Below are 16890 nucleotides of genomic sequence, written 5' to 3' on the forward strand. Positions count from 1 at the left end.
GCTTGCGCATGGAACGGATTATTGCCTTCCGTGGCCCTCCGGGCCAAGTCGATTCGGATGGTGAGACGAAGAGGCCCCGGCGCCCCCCGTTAGAATCGACAAAACAGCCACCTCTTCCGCCGGAAGGCCGTCCCGTGCCAGAAGCACCCTCCGCCGCCCACGACAGCGCCCCGGACACGGTTCTCGTCGTCGACTTCGGCGCCCAGTACGCCCAGCTCATCGCCCGTCGCGTCCGCGAGGCCCGGGTCTACAGCGAGATCGTGCCGAGCTCGATGCCGGTCGACGAGATGCTGGCCAAGAACCCCAAGGCGATCATCCTCTCCGGCGGTCCGTCCTCCGTGTACGAGGCGGGCGCTCCGCAGCTCGACCGTTCCCTGTTCGAGGCCGGCGTCCCCGTCTTCGGCATGTGCTACGGCTTCCAGCTGATGGCGACGACCCTCGGCGGCCAGGTCGACAACACCGGTGCCCGCGAGTACGGCCGTACCCCGCTGGCCGTCTCCAGGCCCGGCTCCACCCTCTTCGAGGGCACCCCCGACAACCAGTCGGTGTGGATGTCCCACGGCGACGCCTGCTCCGCCGCCCCCGAGGGCTTCGCCGTCACCGCGTCGACGAACGTCGTCCCGGTCGCCGCCTTCGAGAACGACGAGAAGAAGCTGTACGGCGTGCAGTACCACCCCGAGGTGATGCACTCCACGCACGGCCAGCAGATCCTGGAGCACTTCCTCTACCGCGGCGCCGGCCTGGCCCCCACCTGGACCACCGGCAACATCGTCGAGGAGCAGGTCGCGGCCATCCGCGAGCAGGTCGGCGACAAGCGCGCCATCTGCGGCCTCTCCGGCGGCGTGGACTCCGCGGTCGCCGCGGCCCTCGTCCAGAAGGCCATCGGCTCGCAGCTGACCTGCGTCTACGTCGACCACGGCCTGATGCGCAAGGGCGAGACCGAGCAGGTCGAGAAGGACTTCGTCGCCGCCACCGGTGTGCAGCTGAAGGTCGTCGACGCGCAGGAGCGCTTCCTGAACGCGCTCGCCGGCGTCTCCGACCCGGAGACCAAGCGGAAGATCATCGGCCGCGAGTTCATCCGCGTCTTCGAGCAGGCCCAGGCGGAGATCATCGCCGAGGGCGGCGCGGACGTGGCCTTCCTGGTGCAGGGCACCCTGTACCCGGACGTCGTCGAGTCCGGCGGCGGCACCGGCACCGCGAACATCAAGTCCCACCACAACGTGGGCGGCCTCCCCGACGACATCGAGTTCGAGCTCATCGAGCCGCTGCGCCAGCTGTTCAAGGACGAGGTCCGGATGGTCGGCCAGGAGCTCGGCCTGCCGGAGGAGATCGTCCAGCGCCAGCCCTTCCCGGGCCCGGGTCTGGGCATCCGCATCGTCGGCGAGGTCACCAAGGACCGCCTGGATCTGCTGCGCGAGGCCGACGCCATCGCCCGCCACGAGCTGAGCGCGGCCGGCCTGGACCGCGAGATCTGGCAGTGCCCGGTCGTCCTGCTCGCGGACGTCCGCAGCGTCGGCGTCCAGGGCGACGGCCGCACCTACGGTCACCCGATCGTGCTGCGCCCGGTCTCGTCCGAGGACGCGATGACCGCGGACTGGACGCGCATGCCCTACGAGGTGCTCGCGCGGATCTCGACCCGCATCACCAACGAGGTGCCGGAGGTGAACCGGGTGGTCCTCGACTGCACGAGCAAGCCCCCGGGCACCATCGAGTGGGAGTAGTCCCCACCACCGCCGAACCGAAGCCGCCGCTCCCTGCGGAGCGGCGGCTTCGTCGTGCGTATGGCCACTTCGCCGGGGCGCGGGTACCTTGCGCCGCGACCCGAAGGCGACCTGGAGGAGGGGCCCATGCCGGATCAGCCCGCACCCGTTCCCGTCGAGCGGCTCGGCTTCGAGATGCCGCCCGTGCACGACACGGTCGAGGCGGCGCGGGCCCACCGCAAGGAGCGGCTCGCCGGGGCGCTGCGGCTCCTGGGGCGGCTCGGTTACGAGGACGGGGTGGCCGGGCAGGTCACCGCGCGGGACCCCGAGTTCGAGGACTGCTACTGGGTGAACCCGTTCGGGCGGGCCTTCGCCGCGCTCACCGCCGACGACCTGCTGCTGGTCGACGGGGACGGGCGGGTGGTCCGGGGCGGGCGCCGGGTCAACGAGCTGGCCTTCGCCGTGCACGCGGCGGTCCATCGGCAGCGCCCCGAGGTGGTGGCCGTGGTGCGCGCGCAGGCCCCGTACGGCCGTGCCCTCGCGGCCCTCGGCGAACTGCTGGCCCCGATCACGCAGGAGGCCTGCGCCTTCTACGAGGACCACGCGCTGCTGGACGAGTTCACCGGGGAGGGAACCGGCGCGGCCGCCCGGATCGCGCTCGCGCTCGGCCCGTACAAGGCGCTGATCCTGCGCAACCGGGGGCTGCTGACGGTCGGGGACTCCGTGGACGCCGCGGCCTGGTGGTTCATCGCGGCCGAGCGGGCGGCGCAGGTGCAGCTGATCGCCCGGTCGGCGGGGAAGCCGGTGCCGATCGACCACCGCGCCGCGGTCGCCACCCGCGAGCGGTTCGGGTCGGATCTGGCCGCCTGGGTGAGCTACCAGCCGCTGGCCGACGGAGCGGCGCAGCCGGTGGCGTCAACATCATGAACCGTTAATCACCTGCTCTGACATCGTGCGCAATCCGGAGCACTGCCGCAGTGGTGCACAATTCGCTGGCATTGCACCGAAGTTCAGAGAGGCGGCACGTACGTGGCTGTCCAAGAGATGTCCCGAGGTACCCATACCACCACCTGCGCCTGCGAGGAGTGCGCACGAGAAGGGCACCGCCGCGCGGTCCTCGCGTTCCTGGAGAAGCGCGACGAGTTCGCCGCCGGGCAGGGCGTGCCGGCCGCCGTGGCCCACTCGCTCGGCGCCTCGCGCCAGTGGGTCTCCGACGAGCTGACCCTGTCGGCCCGTACCGTCGCCGACCGGGGCCGGGAGGCCGGGAACTCCTGGCTGTACCTGTTCTCGCGGCGGGCCGTCCTCGCCGTGTGGATCGCCGCCGGCGTCCTGCTGGTGGTCCAGGTGGCCGCCGCGCTCGGCACCGGATGGTCCGCCGCGCGCACCGCCGGGCTGCTGGCCGCGCTGGCGCTGGCCGGGCTGCTCACGGTCGCGGCCCGCGCCCAGTCGGTGCGCGGAGGGCTGCTGGCGCCGCTGGTGGGCGAGGACAACCGGCTGTCCACCTCGAAGACGGTGCCGAGCGCCTGGGTGGTGCTGACGGCGTTCGCCACGCTGCTGCCCGCGCTGCGGCTGGCCGCATCGGCACCCGGGCCCGAGCGGCAGGCGCTGTACGCGGGCCTCGCGCTGGACCGGGCGCTGCCGCTGCTGACGGTGGTCTCGCTGACCTCGGCGGTGGCGGTGCTGGTGCGCCGGGTGGTCTCCGTACGGATCATGGGGCAGCGGCTGCAGAAGCTGCCGGCCGACCGGCCGCGCGGAGTGGACCTCCTGACGGACGATGCAGGCCGCGGCAGTTTCCCGGACGCGCAGTACGTGCTCGTCTCGACCGGGGTGCTGGCCTACGCGGCGGCGTCGCTGGCCCGCTTCCCCGACCGGCTGCCGCAGCTGCCCTGGGCGCTGGCCCTGCTCGTGGCGCTGTCGGCGGCGGTGTACCTGGCGGCGAAGTACGCGGAGGGCAGCCGTCCGCTCGTGCTGTCGGTGGTGCGCAGACGGGAGCCCGGGGACTTGGACGCGGCCGTCCGCACCGGGGACGACATCGAGATCCGGGGCGTGGGCTTCGTGCCGCCCGGGGCGCAGACGCCGGAGATGCTGGCCCGGCTGGTGGTACGGATCGGGGCGGTGCACGTGCACGTCCCGCTCGTGCCCGTGGCGGGAGGGTTCACCAACCCCTCCGACGCGGTGCTGACCGTGCCGGTGCCGGCGGAAGTGGAACCCGGGCGCATCGAGATCCAGGTGGTCACGGCCGCCGGAGTGGAATCCAACCGCTGCACCATCGACGTGGCCGAGTGATCGGGGTACACATGTCGCGTGACCCGAACCGATGTTCTTGACGCCCATGCCCCTCGCGACGCGGCGGGCCTGCGTGAGCTGGCATCCCGGCACGCGCTGCTGCCCCTGCGGATCTTCCTCGGCGTGACCTTCGTCTACGCCGGCCTGGACAAGCTGACCGACTCCGCCTTCCTCTCCGCCACCGGCGACGGCTCCATCGGCGACATGATGCGCGGGGTGCGCGACACCTCGGCCTTCCCCGCCCTGGTGGACCTGTCGCTGAACTCACCCGTCGGCTTCGCCGTCGCCCTGGCGATCGGGGAGATCCTCGTCGGCCTCGGGACCCTGGCCGGGCTGCTGACCCGTGTCGCGGCACTCGGCGGAGCGCTGGTCTCGCTCAGCCTGTGGCTCACGGTGTCGTGGGCGGTGACCCCGTACTACTACGGCAACGACCTGATCTACCTGATGGCCTGGACCCCGCTGATCCTCGCCGGCGCGCCCTACCTGTCGCTGGACTCCCTGATCCGGTCGCGCCTGTCCCGGCGGACGGCGTAGGTCACCATCCCCACCAGCGCGGCGAGCGAGAGCCCGCCCATGGTGAGCGGGATGACCGCGAACCAGGGCAGGTCCGCCCCGCCGGTGTTGTCGAGCAGGTAGAGCACGCCCGCCACCAGCAGGACCAGTCCCGCGATCAGCCGTCCCGGCTGGAACTCATGACGCCGCACGAGCCACCTCCACCTGTCCCACACCCGCACTGAGGTGCAGCTCGATCGTCCCGCCGGCCTCGGTGCCGGCGGGCGGCGGCAGGGTCTCCCGCCGGTTCTGCTCCCCGGCCCGCTCGATCCGGCCCGCGTAGTCCCCGGGCAGCTGGATGTCGCCGAGCCGCCGGATGGTGACGTCCGCCTGCGCGGTGACCTCCCGGGGCAGGATCACCTTGAGCCGGCCCGCGTCGATGGAGGCCTCGACCGCCACGGCCGTGCCCTTCGACACGTCCAGGCGGCTCAGGTCCAAGGTCGCCAGGCCGGTGCCCGCCTCGTACACGGGCCGTACGTCGGCCACCGCGGCCGGACGCCACGCGGCCTCCCGCCAGTCGGTGCCGATCTCGCGGGGCAGCGCCGCGGCGCCCGCGAGCAGGCCGGAGGTGAACACGGCCAGCACGACCGTGCCGAAGCCGGTGCGCCCCAGCAGGGAACTGACCGCGAGGCCCAGCCCGAAGACGATCAGGGTGGCGGAGAGCCCCGTCTGCAGGGCCTCGCCCAGCGGACGGCCCTCCCAGGTGACGGCGGTCGCCACGACCCCGGCCAGCAGGGCCAGCAGGAAGACCCGGCCGCCGATGCCGCCGCGCCGGCGGACCGGGGCCGCGGTCCGCTTCGCGGCCGAGCGCGGGCTGTCGGCGACCGCCGCCGGATCGGCTGTGTCGTCCGGCCCCCACAGATAGCCCGTCCCGCCGACCGGGCCGGTGGTGCCGTCCTTGACCAGCGGATCCCGCCACCAGGAGGGGCCGCCGGGGGTGGGCGGCGCCTTCGTCTCCGGCGGGGCGGGCGAGTGCGCGGTCCGGTGCGCGCCGCCCTCGGCGGGCGCCTCGGCCTCGGGCGCGTAGGAGTGCCGCCGCCGCTGCGACCAGTACGAGGCCCCGCCCAGCGCCAGGATGACCAGGACCGAGAAGACCGCCAACCCGCCGTTGTCCAGCATCGACAGGAACAGCGCGCAGCCCACGAGGGCGGCGAACACCGCCGCCAGCGTGGCGCCCTCGATCCGGCCGGTCAGCAGCTTCTTCACCTCGCTGTCGTCCTCGCCCTCCTGGGGCAGCAGCAGCCAGGCGAAGCCGTAGAAGATCAGGCCGACGCCTCCGGTGACCGCGAGGACACCGAGGACGATCCGGAAGACCACCGGGTCCAGTTCGAAGTACCGGCCCAGGCCGCCGCAGACGCCCGCGAGGACCTTGTCGCGCTTGCCGCGGCGCAGGGGCGGCCGCGGATCGGCGGCCTCGGGGGCCCCGGGGTCCGCCGGAGGGGCATCGTGTACTTCGGTCATGTGTCCATGGTGACGGGCCGTGGCGGAGTGCGGCACCGGGCCCGACCCTGGCGCAACCCTGATATCCCCCGGACAGAAGTGGGGGGCTGCCCTGATGCCGGGCCGCCGCTGCACATGTGACCCTTGGTGACATGCCCGTAGCCGCCGCTCCCCGTACGCCGCACGCATCCGATGCCGACGAACCGCCGCAGCGCAAGCTCTACCGCAGCGCCGACGGCCGGATGCTCGGCGGCGTCGCGCGCGGGCTCGCCGGGCACCTCGGGCTGCCCGTGGGCTGGGTCCGGCTGGCCTTCCTCCTCCTCTTCATGTGGGGCGACGGGCTGGGGGTGTTGCTGTACGCCGCGTTCTGGGTCTTCGTACCGCTCGGCGTCGGCGGCCGCGCCGGGCACCGCTCCTTCTTCGAGACCCTTCCCGACGGCAGCCGCCGGCTGCGCAAACCCGGCCGCGGGCAGATCACCGCGCTGATCGCCCTGTTCATCGGTGCGACGATCTTCATCTCCAAGGTCCAGCTCGGCGGTGCGTCCGGCCGGTACGTGTGGCCGACGCTGCTGGTCGGCGCCGGGGTGGTCCTCGTGTGGCGGCAGGCCGACAATGCCCGCCGCGCCCACTGGAACGAGGTCGCCGGGCGGCACGGGCGCCTCCTGCAGGCCGCCCGGGCGCTCGCCGGCGTCGTCCTGGTCGGTGTGGGCCTCACCGTCTTCATCGTCGTACGGGGCTCCGCCGCGCAGCTCGGCAACGTCCTCACCGCCACCCTCGCCGTCCTCGTGGGCGTCGCCCTGCTCGCCGGACCCTGGCTGATCCGGATGACCCAGGACCTCTCCGAGGAGCGTCTGATGCGCATCCGGGCCCAGGAGCGGGCCGAGGTCGCCGCCCATGTGCACGACTCGGTACTGCACACCCTCACCCTGATCCAGCGCAACGCGGAGGACGCCGGAGAGGTGCGCCGGCTCGCCCGAGCGCAGGAGCGCGAACTGCGGAACTGGCTCTACAAACCCGAGGGGACCGGCAAGGACGAGGCGGAGGAACCGGCCACCCTGGCGGAAGCCGTGAAGAAGACCGCCGCCGAGGTGGAGGACCACCACGGCGTCCCCATCGAGGTGGTGGTCGTGGGCGACTGCCCGCTCGACGAGCGGCTGGCGGCGCAGATCCAGGCCGCGCGCGAGGCGATGGTCAACGCCGCCAAGTACGGTGGCGAGGGCGGGCCCGTCCAGGTGTACGCGGAGGTGGAGGGGCAGGCGGTGTTCGTGTCCGTCCGGGACCGGGGACCGGGCTTCGACATCGACGCGGTACCGGACGACCGCATGGGCGTACGAGAATCGATCATCGGCCGGATGCAGCGCAACGGCGGGACCGCACGGCTGCGGTCCGCGCCCGACGGCGGCACGGAAGTCGAGCTGGAGATGGAGAGGGCGGCGAACGCAGCATGACCGAGTCCGCAGAGAACGCAGGCACGGGGGCGGCCCGGCAGGTCCGGGTGGTGCTCGTCGACGACCACAGGATGTTCCGCACGGGTGTACAGGCCGAGATCGGCGAGACCGAACGCACCGGGGTCGAGGTCGTCGGCGAGGCCGCCGACGTCGACCAGGCCGTCACGGTCATCACCGCCACCCGGCCCGAAGTGGTCCTGCTCGACGTGCACCTGCCGGGCGGCGGCGGCGTCGAAGTGCTGCGGCGCTGCGCCCCGCTGATGACGGCGGCGGAGCACCCGGTGCGCTTCCTGGCCCTGTCGGTGTCGGACGCGGCCGAGGACGTCATCGGTGTGATCCGGGGCGGTGCGCGCGGGTACGTCACCAAGACGATCACCGGCACCGACCTGGTGGACTCGATCTTCCGGGTGCAGGACGGGGACGCGGTCTTCTCGCCGCGGCTGGCGGGCTTCGTGCTCGACGCCTTCGCCTCGACGGACGCGCCGCCGGTGGACGAGGACCTGGACCGGCTCACCCAGCGCGAGCGCGAGGTGCTGCGGCTCATCGCGCGCGGGTACGCGTACAAGGAGATCGCCAAGCAGCTCTTCATCTCGGTGAAGACGGTGGAATCGCACGTCTCCGCGGTGCTGAGGAAGCTCCAGCTCTCCAACCGGCACGAGCTGACCCGGTGGGCGACGGCCCGACGACTGGTGTGACGCCGTCTCGCGTGACGCCGGGCGCGTGACGTCGGGGGCGTGACCTGCGGTGTGACCCACACCGCAGGCCGACCTGGCAACCGGAAGCCGAGACGCCGCACTCTAGGCTGGCGTGATGAGCTTGACCGGTACACCCTTCTTCGCGTCGGTGATCGCGCTGACCGCGATCGCCGTCATCCTTCCGCTGGCCGTGTGGAGCAAGGTGCGCGGCCCTGCCGTCGTACGCACTGCCGTGCGCGCCCTGATGGTGGTGTTCGCCCAGGTCACCGCCATCGCGGTGGTCTTCGTCGCCGTCAACAGGGCCGAGCACTTCTACGCCTCGTGGGGCGACCTGCTCGGCACCGGCACGTACGTGACGGCAGCGCCCGACCTCGGCCCGGACGGGCTCGGCGGCAAGAAGGCCGCGGAGGCGCCGAAGGTGCGCCAGGACTTCCAGCCCGTGGAGGGCCTCGGCGGGAGGGTCCAGAAGACCGAGCTCGACGGCAAGATCTCCGGGGTCAAGGGCGATGTCCTGGTGTGGCTGCCGCCGCAGTACGACGACCCGGCCTACAAGGACAAGAAGTTCCCGGTGGTCGAGCTCATCCCGGGCATACCGGGGACGGGGAAGTCCTGGTTCCAGGGGCTCAAGGCGCACGAGGTGCTGGAGCCGCTGATGAAGAGCGGCACGGTGCAGCCGTTCATCCTGGTCTCGCCGCGCGCCATGCTGCTCGGCAACGGTGACACCGGATGCGCCAACATCCCCGGCAAGGTCAACGCCGACAGCTGGTTCAGCGTCGACGTCCGCAAGATGGTCGTCGACAACTTCCGGGCCTCCGACGAGGCCCGCACCTGGGGCGTGGCCGGTTACTCGGCCGGCGCCTACTGCGCCGCCAAGCTGGCGATCGCCCACCCCGACCGCTACAGCGCGGCCGTCTCCCTGTCGGGCTACAACGACCCCGGCCAGGAGCCCTCCTCGCTGGTCGCCCAGGACCCGGAGCTGCGCCGCACCCACAACCTGCTGCACGTGCTCAAGACGCAGCCGACGCCGCCGGCCGTGTCGCTGTGGATGTCGGGCGCAGTGCAGGACGGCTACCTCTCGGGCATGGACGTCAAGGCCGCCGCGAAGCCGCCGACCTGGGTGCACGCGGAGAAGGTGGTCGGCGGCCACAACCTCGAATCGTGGTCCAAGCAGCTGCCGCAGACCTTCGGCTGGCTGAGTGGCGTGGTCAAGGCTCCTTAGGGCGTCCGATCGGTCCGCGCGGGTCCGGTCCGCGCGGGTGCGGTCCCGCGGGTCCTGGTCCGGTCCCGACGGGGGACAGGTGGCGGGTCACGCGGGGCGGGAGGCTCCGGCCCAGGGCATCGAGTCGATCGGTGCCAGCCGGACCGTCGATCCGGGGCGCGGGGCGTGGATCATCTGGCCGTTGCCGATGTAGAGGCCCACGTGGGTCACTCCGGAGTAGAAGAACACCAGGTCGCCGGGGGCCAGCTGGTCGCGGGACACGCGCCGGCCGGCGTTGATCTGGGTGTAGGTGGTGCGGGGCAGGGAGACGCCCGCCGAGCGCCAGGCCGCCTGGGTGAGGCCCGAGCAGTCGAAGGAACCGGGGCCCGTCGCACCCCACACGTACGGCTTGCCGATCGCCCCGTACGCGAAGGCCACGGCCCGGGCCGCGCGGGAACCGTCGGACGGCGCAGGGGGCGTACCGCCCTTCGCGACTGCGGGTGCGGCGGCGGGTGCGGCGGCGGGCGAGGCTCCGGATGCGGCGCCGGGGGACTGGGCCTCGTACGCGGCCCGCTCCTCCGCGGTGAGCTTGGCCAGCAGGCGCTTGGCGGTGTCGAGCTTGCCCTCGATCACGGCCTTGTGCTCGGCGAGCTCGTCCTGCCGGGAGCGCAGGTCGGCGAGCCGTCCGGCGGCCTGCTCCTTCAGCTTCCCGACCTCGTCGAGCCGGCGGCGCACGGTGGTGATCCCCGCGGCGTTGCGGTCCCCGGCGCGGGCGATCAAGGAGGACTGGGCGAGGTACTCCTGCGGGTCGTCCGCCATCGCGAGCTGCACGGCCGGGCCCAGGGAGCCGCTGCGGTACTGGGAGGCGGCGAGCGTCCCGAGCGCGCTGCGGGCGGTGTTGAGCTGGTCCGTCTTGCGGGCGGTCTCCTCGCGCAGGCCGGTGAGCGCGCGGTCGGCCTCATCGGCCTTCTCCTTCGCCCCGTTGTACCGCTCGGTTGCCGCCTCGGCCTCCTCGTAGAGCCGGTCCACCTCCGACTTGACCTGGGAGGGGGTGAGCCGGGGGTCGGCCTGGGAGGTGCCCTCGAAGGCGGTGGCGGTGGCAGCGCCCGCGAGGGCGAGGGTGGCGGCGGTCCGTACCCTGCCGCCGGAAAGCGGGCGCTGCCTGGGCTTTCGATGACTGGCCACGCGGCCCTCACGTCCTTCCTCTGCCGGTGCTTGGCAGGAGGACGCTAGACCCGGAGGTAACGGGCGGATGACGCAATGATCGTAAGTGGCCTGATGTGACTGGAGGTGGCCGCTCGGGACCGGAGCGGATCGGTCCGGTGCGGATCAGTGCCAGAGAACGGCGATGAAGACGTTGACCATGGTCAGCCCGCCCACCGCGCCGAACAGGGCCTTCTCCACCCGCTCCTCGTCGCGCTTGACGTAGACGAGGGCGAGGATCACGAAGAGGAGGGCGAGCTTCACGCCGATCTTGACGTTGTCGACGGGCGTGCCGTCCATCTCGTTGAAACCGACGAGCAGCACGCCGGTGACGAGCATGGTGAGCGCACCGTGCAGCATGGCGGGCGTGAAGCGGGCCGTGCCGGCACTCATCGCCTTCATCTGGGTCAGGAAGCCACCGAGGAGCGAGGCGATCCCGATGATGTGCAGGCCGACGAATACATCGATCAGTACGTCCATGGTCGCCGAGCGTACGGGGTGGCCGTACGGCACCTGCGGGCGGGCGGCCACCCGCAGAACCGCACCGGAATCTCCGTACGAGATCTGCGTACAGTGGCGTCCATGGCCGCCGCTGCTGAGCTTCCCCACCCCGCCGCCGACCGGATCGCACTGGTCGACGTCCTGGCGGCGCTCGGACATCCCGTCCGGCTGGAGATCGTCCGCAGGCTCGCCTCCGGCGAGCACGCCTTCTGCGGCGAGGTCGTCCCGGACCTGCCCAGGTCGAGCGTCACGCACCACCTCAGGACGCTGCGCGAGAGCGGCGTGATACGCCAGCGCCCCCAGGGCCGCAGGCTCTCCCTCGCACTGCGGCGCGACGACCTGGACCAGCGCTTCCCCGGCCTGCTGGAGATCGTGCTGGGTGACGCGTTCCCGCCGAGGGATTTTCCGGGGGCGCAGCCGGCTGTCGGTCCCGCACCCTAGACTCGGATTGCGATGAGCAGCCTCTTTGACGACAGTTTCCTGGCGGACCTCACCCCCTCGGACGAGGTCCCGCCGCCGCCCGAGGACCACGCCGCCCCCGAGGCGGGCGCGGACGACCTCTTCGGGGGGCGGTTCGACGTACCCATGAGCGGGGACGCGTACTACCGGGACGGCGCCCCCAGGCCCGTCATCGACCCGGCGACGCTCCTGGACGGGCTCAACGAGGAGCAGTGCGCTGCCGTGGTGCACGCGGGATCCCCGCTGCTCATCGTGGCCGGCGCCGGCTCCGGCAAGACCCGGGTGCTGACCCACCGCATCGGACACCTGCTGTCCGCGCGGGGCGTCCACCCCGGCCAGATCCTGGCGATCACCTTCACCAACAAGGCCGCCGGCGAGATGAAGGAGCGCGTCGAGGGCCTGGTCGGCCCGCGCGCCAACGCCATGTGGGTCTCCACCTTCCACAGCGCATGCGTGCGGATCCTGCGCCGCGAGTCCAAGCGGCTCGGCTTCACGTCCTCGTTCTCGATCTACGACGCGGCCGACTCGAAGCGCCTGATGGCGCTCGTCTGCCGCGACCTGGACCTGGACCCGAAGAAGTTCCCGCCGAAATCCTTCACCGCCAAGATCTCGAACCTGAAGAACGAGCTGATCGACGAGGAAGCCTTCGCCGACCAGGCCGTGGACGGCTTCGAGAAGACGCTGGCCCAGGCGTACGCGATGTACCAGGGGCGGCTGCGCGAGGCCAACGCCCTCGACTTCGACGACATCATCATGACGACGGTCCACCTGCTCCAGGCCTTCCCGGACGTCGCCGAGCACTACCGGCGCCGCTTCCGGCACGTCCTCGTCGACGAGTACCAGGACACCAACCACGCGCAGTACACCCTGGTGCGCGAGCTGGTGGGTACCGGCTACCCGGACCTGCCCCCCGCCGAGCTGTGCGTGGTGGGTGACGCCGACCAGTCGATCTACGCCTTCCGCGGTGCGACCATCCGCAACATCCTCCAGTTCGAGGAGGACTACAAGGACGCGACGACGATCCTGCTGGAGCAGAACTACCGCTCGACGCAGACGATCCTCTCGGCCGCCAACGCCGTCATCGAGCGCAACGAGAACCGCCGCGCCAAGAACCTGTGGACCCAGGCCGGCACGGGTGCGGTCATCACCGGCTACGTCGCGGACACCGAGCACGACGAGGCGCAGTTCGTCGCCGACGAGATAGACCGGCTGACGGACGCCGGGGACGCCAAGGCGGGCGACGTCGCGATCTTCTACCGGACCAACGCGCAGTCGCGCGTGTTCGAGGAGATCTTCATCCGGGTCGGGCTGCCCTACAAGGTCGTCGGCGGCGTCCGCTTCTACGAGCGCAAGGAGGTCCGCGACGTCCTCGCGTACCTGCGCGTCCTCGCGAACCCGGAGGACAACGTCCCGCTGAGGCGCATCCTGAACGTGCCCAAGCGCGGCATCGGCGAGCGCGCCGAGGCGATGATCGACGCCCTCGCGATGCGCGAGAAGATCACCTTCCCGCAGGCCCTGCGGCGGGTGGACGAGGCCTTCGGCATGGCTGCACGCTCCACCAACGCGGTGAAGCGGTTCAACGTGCTGATGGAGGAGCTGCGCACGATCGTCGACTCGGGCGCGGGCCCGGCGGTGGTCCTGGAAGCGGTGCTCGAGCGTACGGGTTACCTCGCCGAACTCCAGGCGTCGACCGACCCGCAGGACGAGACGCGCATCGAGAACCTGCAGGAGCTGGCGGCGGTTGCGCTGGAGTTCGAGCAGGCGCGCGAGGCCGCTGTGGCCGAGGCCGCCGAGACCGGGGCCCCGGCTCCCGGTTCCGGCACGCTGGCCGAGTTCCTGGAGCAGGTCGCGCTCGTCGCCGACTCCGACCAGATCCCGGACGAGGACACCGACGGCACGGGCGTCATCACGCTCATGACGCTGCACACCGCCAAGGGTCTCGAATTCCCGGTGGTCTTCCTGACCGGCATGGAGGACGGGGTCTTCCCGCACATGCGGGCGCTGGGTCAGACCAAGGAGCTGGAGGAGGAGCGACGGCTCGCGTACGTCGGCATCACGCGGGCGCGCGAGCGGCTGTACCTGACCCGGTCGAGCATGCGCAGTGCCTGGGGCACGCCGTCGTACAACCCGCCGTCGAGGTTCCTCGAGGAGATTCCGGCGGAGTACCTCCAGTGGAAGCGGACGGGCGCGTCCCAGAAGCCGGCGGGGCCGATGCGGAGCTCGGGGTACGGGTCGTCCGGTGCGGGCAAGACGACGTTCGGCACGTCGCCGGAGGCGTTCCTGTCCTCGTCGCGCACGAAGTCGGGTCCGTCCGGATTCGCGACGCGACGGGCCGCGGACAAGCCGGTCGTCGCCCTGGTGGTCGGTGACCGGGTCACGCACGACCAGTTCGGGCTCGGCACCGTCATGGAGGTCAAGGGAGCGGGCGCCGACGCGCAGGCGACCGTCGACTTCGGGGACGACAAGCCCAAGCGGCTGCTGCTGCGTTACGCGCCGGTGCAGAAGCTCTGAGGACGGCGGCGGGCGGCTGCGGGGCCGGGCGGTAGTCCGGCCGCGGCGTGGCTGCCCGCCGGGGCGTTCGCCGTGCTGGGCGTTTGCTGGCTGGGCGGTTGACCTGTCGGCCGGTCTGCATGCCGACAGGCTGGCTGCCGACTGCTCTGGCTGCGTGCCGGGTGGGTGCGTTGCCCGACCGCGTACGGGCCGGGCCGCGGGCTACCGCGGGTCCAGGCCGTGGCTGCGGAGCCACGCGAGGGGGTCGATCGCGGACCCGCCGCCGGGCCGGACCTCGAAGTGGAGGTGCGGGCCGGTGGAGTTGCCGGAGTTGCCGGAGTACGCGATGACGTCGCCCGCCTTGACCTTGCCGCCACGGATCTTGGTGGAGCTCAGGTGGCAGTACCAGGTCTCGGTGCCGTCGGGCGCGGTCACTATGGCCATGTTCCCGTAGGCGCTGTTGTACTGGGTGCGCACCGTGCCGTCGGTGGCCGCCATGACCGGGGTGCCGTAGGACACCGGGAAGTCGATGCCGGTGTGCACCGACATCCACATGCCGCCGGCCTGGCCGAAGTTGGCGCTGAGGCCCCCCTGCGAGACGGGGAGGGCGAACTTGGGGCGGGCGGCCTCCTTGGCCGCGGCCTCCTCCGCCTTCTTCTTCTTCTCCTCCACCTGGCGCTGCTGCAGGTCGATGCGCTCCTGCGTGCGGCTCGCGCGGTCCGCGAAGTCGCCCGCGTCGGCGCTGAGCGCGACCAGCTGGGTGTCGAGTTTGGTGTTCGCCGCGACCGGCTTCACCGAGGCCGGGTCGGGCGCGGCCATCGTGGTGGTGTCCTCGCCGGGCTTCTCCGTGCCGGTGAGTCCACCGACGGAGGCGGCCGCGACGCCCGCGACGCCCATCACGCAGGCGGAGGGCACGGCCACGGTCAGCAAGGCGGAACGCTTCGCCGGGTTGCGGCGACGGCTGCTGCTCGCCTTGGCGCCGCCCCGGCCGTTCCCCTTGGCGGCGGTCCGGCGCGCGGCGCGCGGAGCGGCGGTCACGGGCATGGCCTGCGTGGGGAGGTCGTGGACCTGGTGGAGCTCGTGGACTTCGGCCAGTTCGACGACGTCGTGGTCCTCGTGGTCCTCGTGGACCTCGTGTCCCTCGTGTCCGTCGTGTCCCTCGGGTGTGTCGTCGGAGAGCACCTGGAAGACGGCGGTTTCGCTGTATGTGCCGCCCGCGGTCGCCGTCTCGTACCCGCCCTCGAACCCGTTCTGGATCCCGGACTCGAACCCGTTCTGCCCGGAGTCGACGACTGAGGCCGGGGCCTCGTAGGCGTAGCCGACGGAGGTCGCCCCGTACGTGTACTCCTGCTGCGCGGGCTGGTACTCGTACCCGTAGGCGGCGTCGGGCTGCGCCGGGGTCTGCGAGGCGGTGTTCCAGGCGGTGGCGTCGTAGGCGCCGGTCTCGGTGCCCGTGGTGCCGTAGCCCGGCATCGCCCAGTGCCCGGTCTGCTCCGCGGAGGCGTCGTAGCCGTAGGAGGCCGGCTGGTATTCGGTGTAGCCGGAGTGGTCCGTGCCGGGCATGTTCCAGGCGCTCGCGTCCCAGCTCCCGGTGGTGTCCTCGGGGGCGGCCTGGGACGGGATCGTGGACAGATATCCGTCCTGCCCGGTCCACGCGGTGGTGTCGTACGCGCCGGTCTCGTAGGAGCCGTAGGCGGCGTAATTGACCCCCTGGCCCTGCGTTTCATAGGAAACGTAGGTCGAGTCACCAGCGAAAGCGGTGGTGGAAAGGCCGTCGTACCCAGCATCCGGGTACGGGCCCGACGAGGGGCGGTCGTTCACCAACTTCTCTTTCGCCTCGGCAGTGGGGCCTGGGTGGCCGGGAACTCGAAGTTCACCGGAGGAGAGCAGTGGCGTGACTGTACCCGGCGGTTACTCGCCAGGACAATCTTCGCCGGGTTTCCAGATCCCCGGAACCGGGCATTCGGCCGCCTTTCGGTCGCCGAAAGACGCACCCTTGGCCTTGAGTTCGAAATTAGTTCGACTGGCGGTCGTCGGCGGGCTAGGCGACGGAGGCGGCGTCCAGGCTCGCGACGGCGGCGGGCCCGGGCCCGTCGAGGGCGCGCCGGACCGCGGCGATCACGGTGGGGTGAGCGGGAAGCGCGAGGTGCCCGATCCCGGTGACCTGCACGTTCTCCACACGCAGATCAGGGTGCTCGATCCGTGCGGTCGCAACCGGAGCCATCAGCGCGTCGAATTCGCTCCAGAACGCCACATATCGGGTGGCGCAGCCGGGCGCGGGCGCGGCCAGCTCGGCCAGCACCTCGGAGTCCGGGCGCATCTGCCGCACCAAGGGGTGCGCGTTCATGAAGGGGGCGACCCGTGTGCCGGAATGAGGGGTGCCGAGCGTGACGAGGGTCCGGACACGGGTGTCGCCGCCCAGACGCTGCACGTAGTACCGGCCGACCAGCCCGCCCAGGCTGTGCCCCACCAGATCCACCCGCTCGTGTCCGGTGCGCTCGCACAGCTCCTCGACGCGCCGGGCGAGATGGCGGGCCGTGACGCGCAGGTCGAGGGTGAAGGGCGAGTAGTTGTACGCCTCCACGTGCCGCACGCCACCGGCCCCGAGGGTGCGGCGCAGCACGACGAAGACGGACCGGTTGTCGGTGAACCCGTGGAGGAGGAGGACGGGCGGCCGTGTCGCGGGGGCGCCGGAGACGACCTTCTCCTGGCACACTCCGGTGGGATACAGCAGGAGGTGCCCGCCGAGCACCATCACCTCGAGCGCGCCCGCCCGCAGCGCGGCGCCGGACAAGGGCATGGACATGGGTATGGACAGCCCCATCGACGGCCTCCCCTGAGCCTCTTGGGACCGCGGCCGTTGCGTCACCGTGCCGTGCGGCTGTCGGCACGGTGGCGCAATGCCGTCCCACGTGTGA

Annotated in this window: 15 protein-coding genes; 9 read left to right on the forward strand and 6 right to left on the reverse strand. The window is 71.8% G+C overall.

Annotated features, from left to right (window positions below):
• Positions 1-134: 134 nt before the first annotated feature.
• The 4 genes from guaA to ACWGIF_RS23970 all read left to right on the forward strand — a co-directional run bounded on the left by guaA (position 135) and on the right by ACWGIF_RS23970 (position 4520).
• Positions 135-1721 carry a glutamine-hydrolyzing GMP synthase gene (gene guaA / locus ACWGIF_RS23955; RefSeq protein WP_453500529.1) on the forward strand — a complete coding sequence of 529 codons (1587 nt, stop codon included), beginning with the start codon at positions 135-137 and terminating at the stop codon, positions 1719-1721.
• A gap of 126 nt (positions 1722-1847) precedes the next feature.
• Positions 1848-2627 (forward strand): class II aldolase/adducin family protein, encoded by a 780-nt coding sequence (locus ACWGIF_RS23960; protein ID WP_453500530.1) that lies wholly within the window; start codon positions 1848-1850, stop codon positions 2625-2627.
• 102 nt (positions 2628-2729) lie between these two features.
• The gene (locus ACWGIF_RS23965) at positions 2730-3986 is read left to right on the forward strand and encodes a hypothetical protein (protein WP_453500531.1); all 1257 of its coding nucleotides are present in this window, start codon (positions 2730-2732) and stop codon (positions 3984-3986) included.
• Positions 3987-4004: 18 nt separating this feature from the next.
• A complete protein-coding gene (locus ACWGIF_RS23970) occupies positions 4005-4520 on the forward strand; it encodes a DoxX family protein (RefSeq protein ID WP_453500532.1) in 516 nt (171 codons plus the stop codon).
• Here ACWGIF_RS23970 and ACWGIF_RS23975 read toward each other — a convergent pair.
• On the reverse strand, positions 4466-4690 hold the full coding sequence (locus tag ACWGIF_RS23975) for a hypothetical protein (protein ID WP_453500533.1): 225 nt from the start codon (positions 4688-4690) through the stop codon (positions 4466-4468). The genes ACWGIF_RS23970 and ACWGIF_RS23975 overlap by 55 nt on opposite strands.
• Positions 4677-5999, reverse strand: coding sequence for a PspC domain-containing protein (locus ACWGIF_RS23980; protein WP_453500534.1), 1323 nt, complete (start codon positions 5997-5999; stop codon positions 4677-4679). The genes ACWGIF_RS23975 and ACWGIF_RS23980 overlap by 14 nt, the downstream gene beginning before the upstream one ends.
• A 131-nt stretch (positions 6000-6130) precedes the next feature.
• Between ACWGIF_RS23980 and ACWGIF_RS23985 the strand changes: the two genes are divergently transcribed.
• The 3 genes from ACWGIF_RS23985 to ACWGIF_RS23995 all read left to right on the forward strand — a co-directional run bounded on the left by ACWGIF_RS23985 (position 6131) and on the right by ACWGIF_RS23995 (position 9340).
• The gene (locus tag ACWGIF_RS23985; RefSeq protein ID WP_453500535.1) at positions 6131-7426 is read left to right on the forward strand and encodes an ATP-binding protein; all 1296 of its coding nucleotides are present in this window, start codon (positions 6131-6133) and stop codon (positions 7424-7426) included.
• A complete protein-coding gene (locus ACWGIF_RS23990; protein ID WP_453500536.1) occupies positions 7423-8121 on the forward strand; it encodes a LuxR C-terminal-related transcriptional regulator in 699 nt (232 codons plus the stop codon). Before ACWGIF_RS23985 ends, ACWGIF_RS23990 begins: the two co-directional genes overlap by 4 nt.
• Positions 8122-8236: 115 nt before the next feature.
• On the forward strand, positions 8237-9340 hold the full coding sequence (locus ACWGIF_RS23995; RefSeq protein WP_453500537.1) for an alpha/beta hydrolase: 1104 nt from the start codon (positions 8237-8239) through the stop codon (positions 9338-9340).
• A gap of 87 nt (positions 9341-9427) precedes the next feature.
• On the opposite strand, the gene ACWGIF_RS24000 is transcribed toward ACWGIF_RS23995, so the two are convergent.
• A complete protein-coding gene (locus ACWGIF_RS24000) occupies positions 9428-10504 on the reverse strand; it encodes an NlpC/P60 family protein (protein WP_453500538.1) in 1077 nt (358 codons plus the stop codon).
• A 144-nt stretch (positions 10505-10648) separates the two neighbouring features.
• Positions 10649-11002 carry a hypothetical protein gene (locus ACWGIF_RS24005; protein WP_453500539.1) on the reverse strand — a complete coding sequence of 118 codons (354 nt, stop codon included), beginning with the start codon at positions 11000-11002 and terminating at the stop codon, positions 10649-10651.
• A gap of 102 nt (positions 11003-11104) precedes the next feature.
• On the opposite strand from ACWGIF_RS24005, the gene ACWGIF_RS24010 reads away from it, so the two are divergent.
• Together ACWGIF_RS24010 and pcrA are read left to right on the forward strand one after the other, a co-directional pair.
• Positions 11105-11464 carry an ArsR/SmtB family transcription factor gene (locus ACWGIF_RS24010; protein ID WP_453500540.1) on the forward strand — a complete coding sequence of 120 codons (360 nt, stop codon included), beginning with the start codon at positions 11105-11107 and terminating at the stop codon, positions 11462-11464.
• Positions 11465-11476: 12 nt separating this feature from the next.
• Positions 11477-13993: a DNA helicase PcrA gene (gene pcrA / locus ACWGIF_RS24015; RefSeq protein ID WP_453500541.1), complete on the forward strand. Its 2517-nt coding sequence runs from the start codon at positions 11477-11479 to the stop codon at positions 13991-13993.
• Between the two features lie 201 nt (positions 13994-14194).
• On the opposite strand, the gene ACWGIF_RS24020 is transcribed toward pcrA, so the two are convergent.
• The gene (locus ACWGIF_RS24020) at positions 14195-15793 is read right to left on the reverse strand and encodes a M23 family metallopeptidase (RefSeq protein ID WP_453500542.1); all 1599 of its coding nucleotides are present in this window, start codon (positions 15791-15793) and stop codon (positions 14195-14197) included.
• Between the two features lie 220 nt (positions 15794-16013).
• Positions 16014-16796: an esterase/lipase family protein gene (locus ACWGIF_RS24025; RefSeq protein WP_453500543.1), complete on the reverse strand. Its 783-nt coding sequence runs from the start codon at positions 16794-16796 to the stop codon at positions 16014-16016.
• Positions 16797-16890 lie beyond the last annotated feature (94 nt).

The sequence above is a fragment of the Streptomyces sp. NPDC054849 genome, assembly GCF_053610945.1.

Excerpts from the sequence above, each read along its gene's own strand:
- ACWGIF_RS23960 (WP_453500530.1), top strand. The coding sequence starts at position 1,848 with ATGCCGGATCAGCCCGCACCCGTTCCCGTCGAGCGGCTCGGCTTCGAG.
- ACWGIF_RS23980 (WP_453500534.1), bottom strand. The coding sequence starts at position 5,999 with ATGACCGAAGTACACGATGCCCCTCCGGCGGACCCCGGGGCCCCCGAG.
- ACWGIF_RS23985 (WP_453500535.1), top strand. The coding sequence starts at position 6,131 with ATGCCCGTAGCCGCCGCTCCCCGTACGCCGCACGCATCCGATGCCGAC.
- ACWGIF_RS23990 (WP_453500536.1), top strand. The coding sequence starts at position 7,423 with ATGACCGAGTCCGCAGAGAACGCAGGCACGGGGGCGGCCCGGCAGGTC.
- ACWGIF_RS23995 (WP_453500537.1), top strand. The coding sequence starts at position 8,237 with ATGAGCTTGACCGGTACACCCTTCTTCGCGTCGGTGATCGCGCTGACC.
- ACWGIF_RS24005 (WP_453500539.1), bottom strand. The coding sequence starts at position 11,002 with ATGGACGTACTGATCGATGTATTCGTCGGCCTGCACATCATCGGGATC.
- ACWGIF_RS24010 (WP_453500540.1), top strand. The coding sequence starts at position 11,105 with ATGGCCGCCGCTGCTGAGCTTCCCCACCCCGCCGCCGACCGGATCGCA.
- pcrA (WP_453500541.1), top strand. The coding sequence starts at position 11,477 with ATGAGCAGCCTCTTTGACGACAGTTTCCTGGCGGACCTCACCCCCTCG.
- ACWGIF_RS24025 (WP_453500543.1), bottom strand. The coding sequence starts at position 16,796 with ATGGGGCTGTCCATACCCATGTCCATGCCCTTGTCCGGCGCCGCGCTG.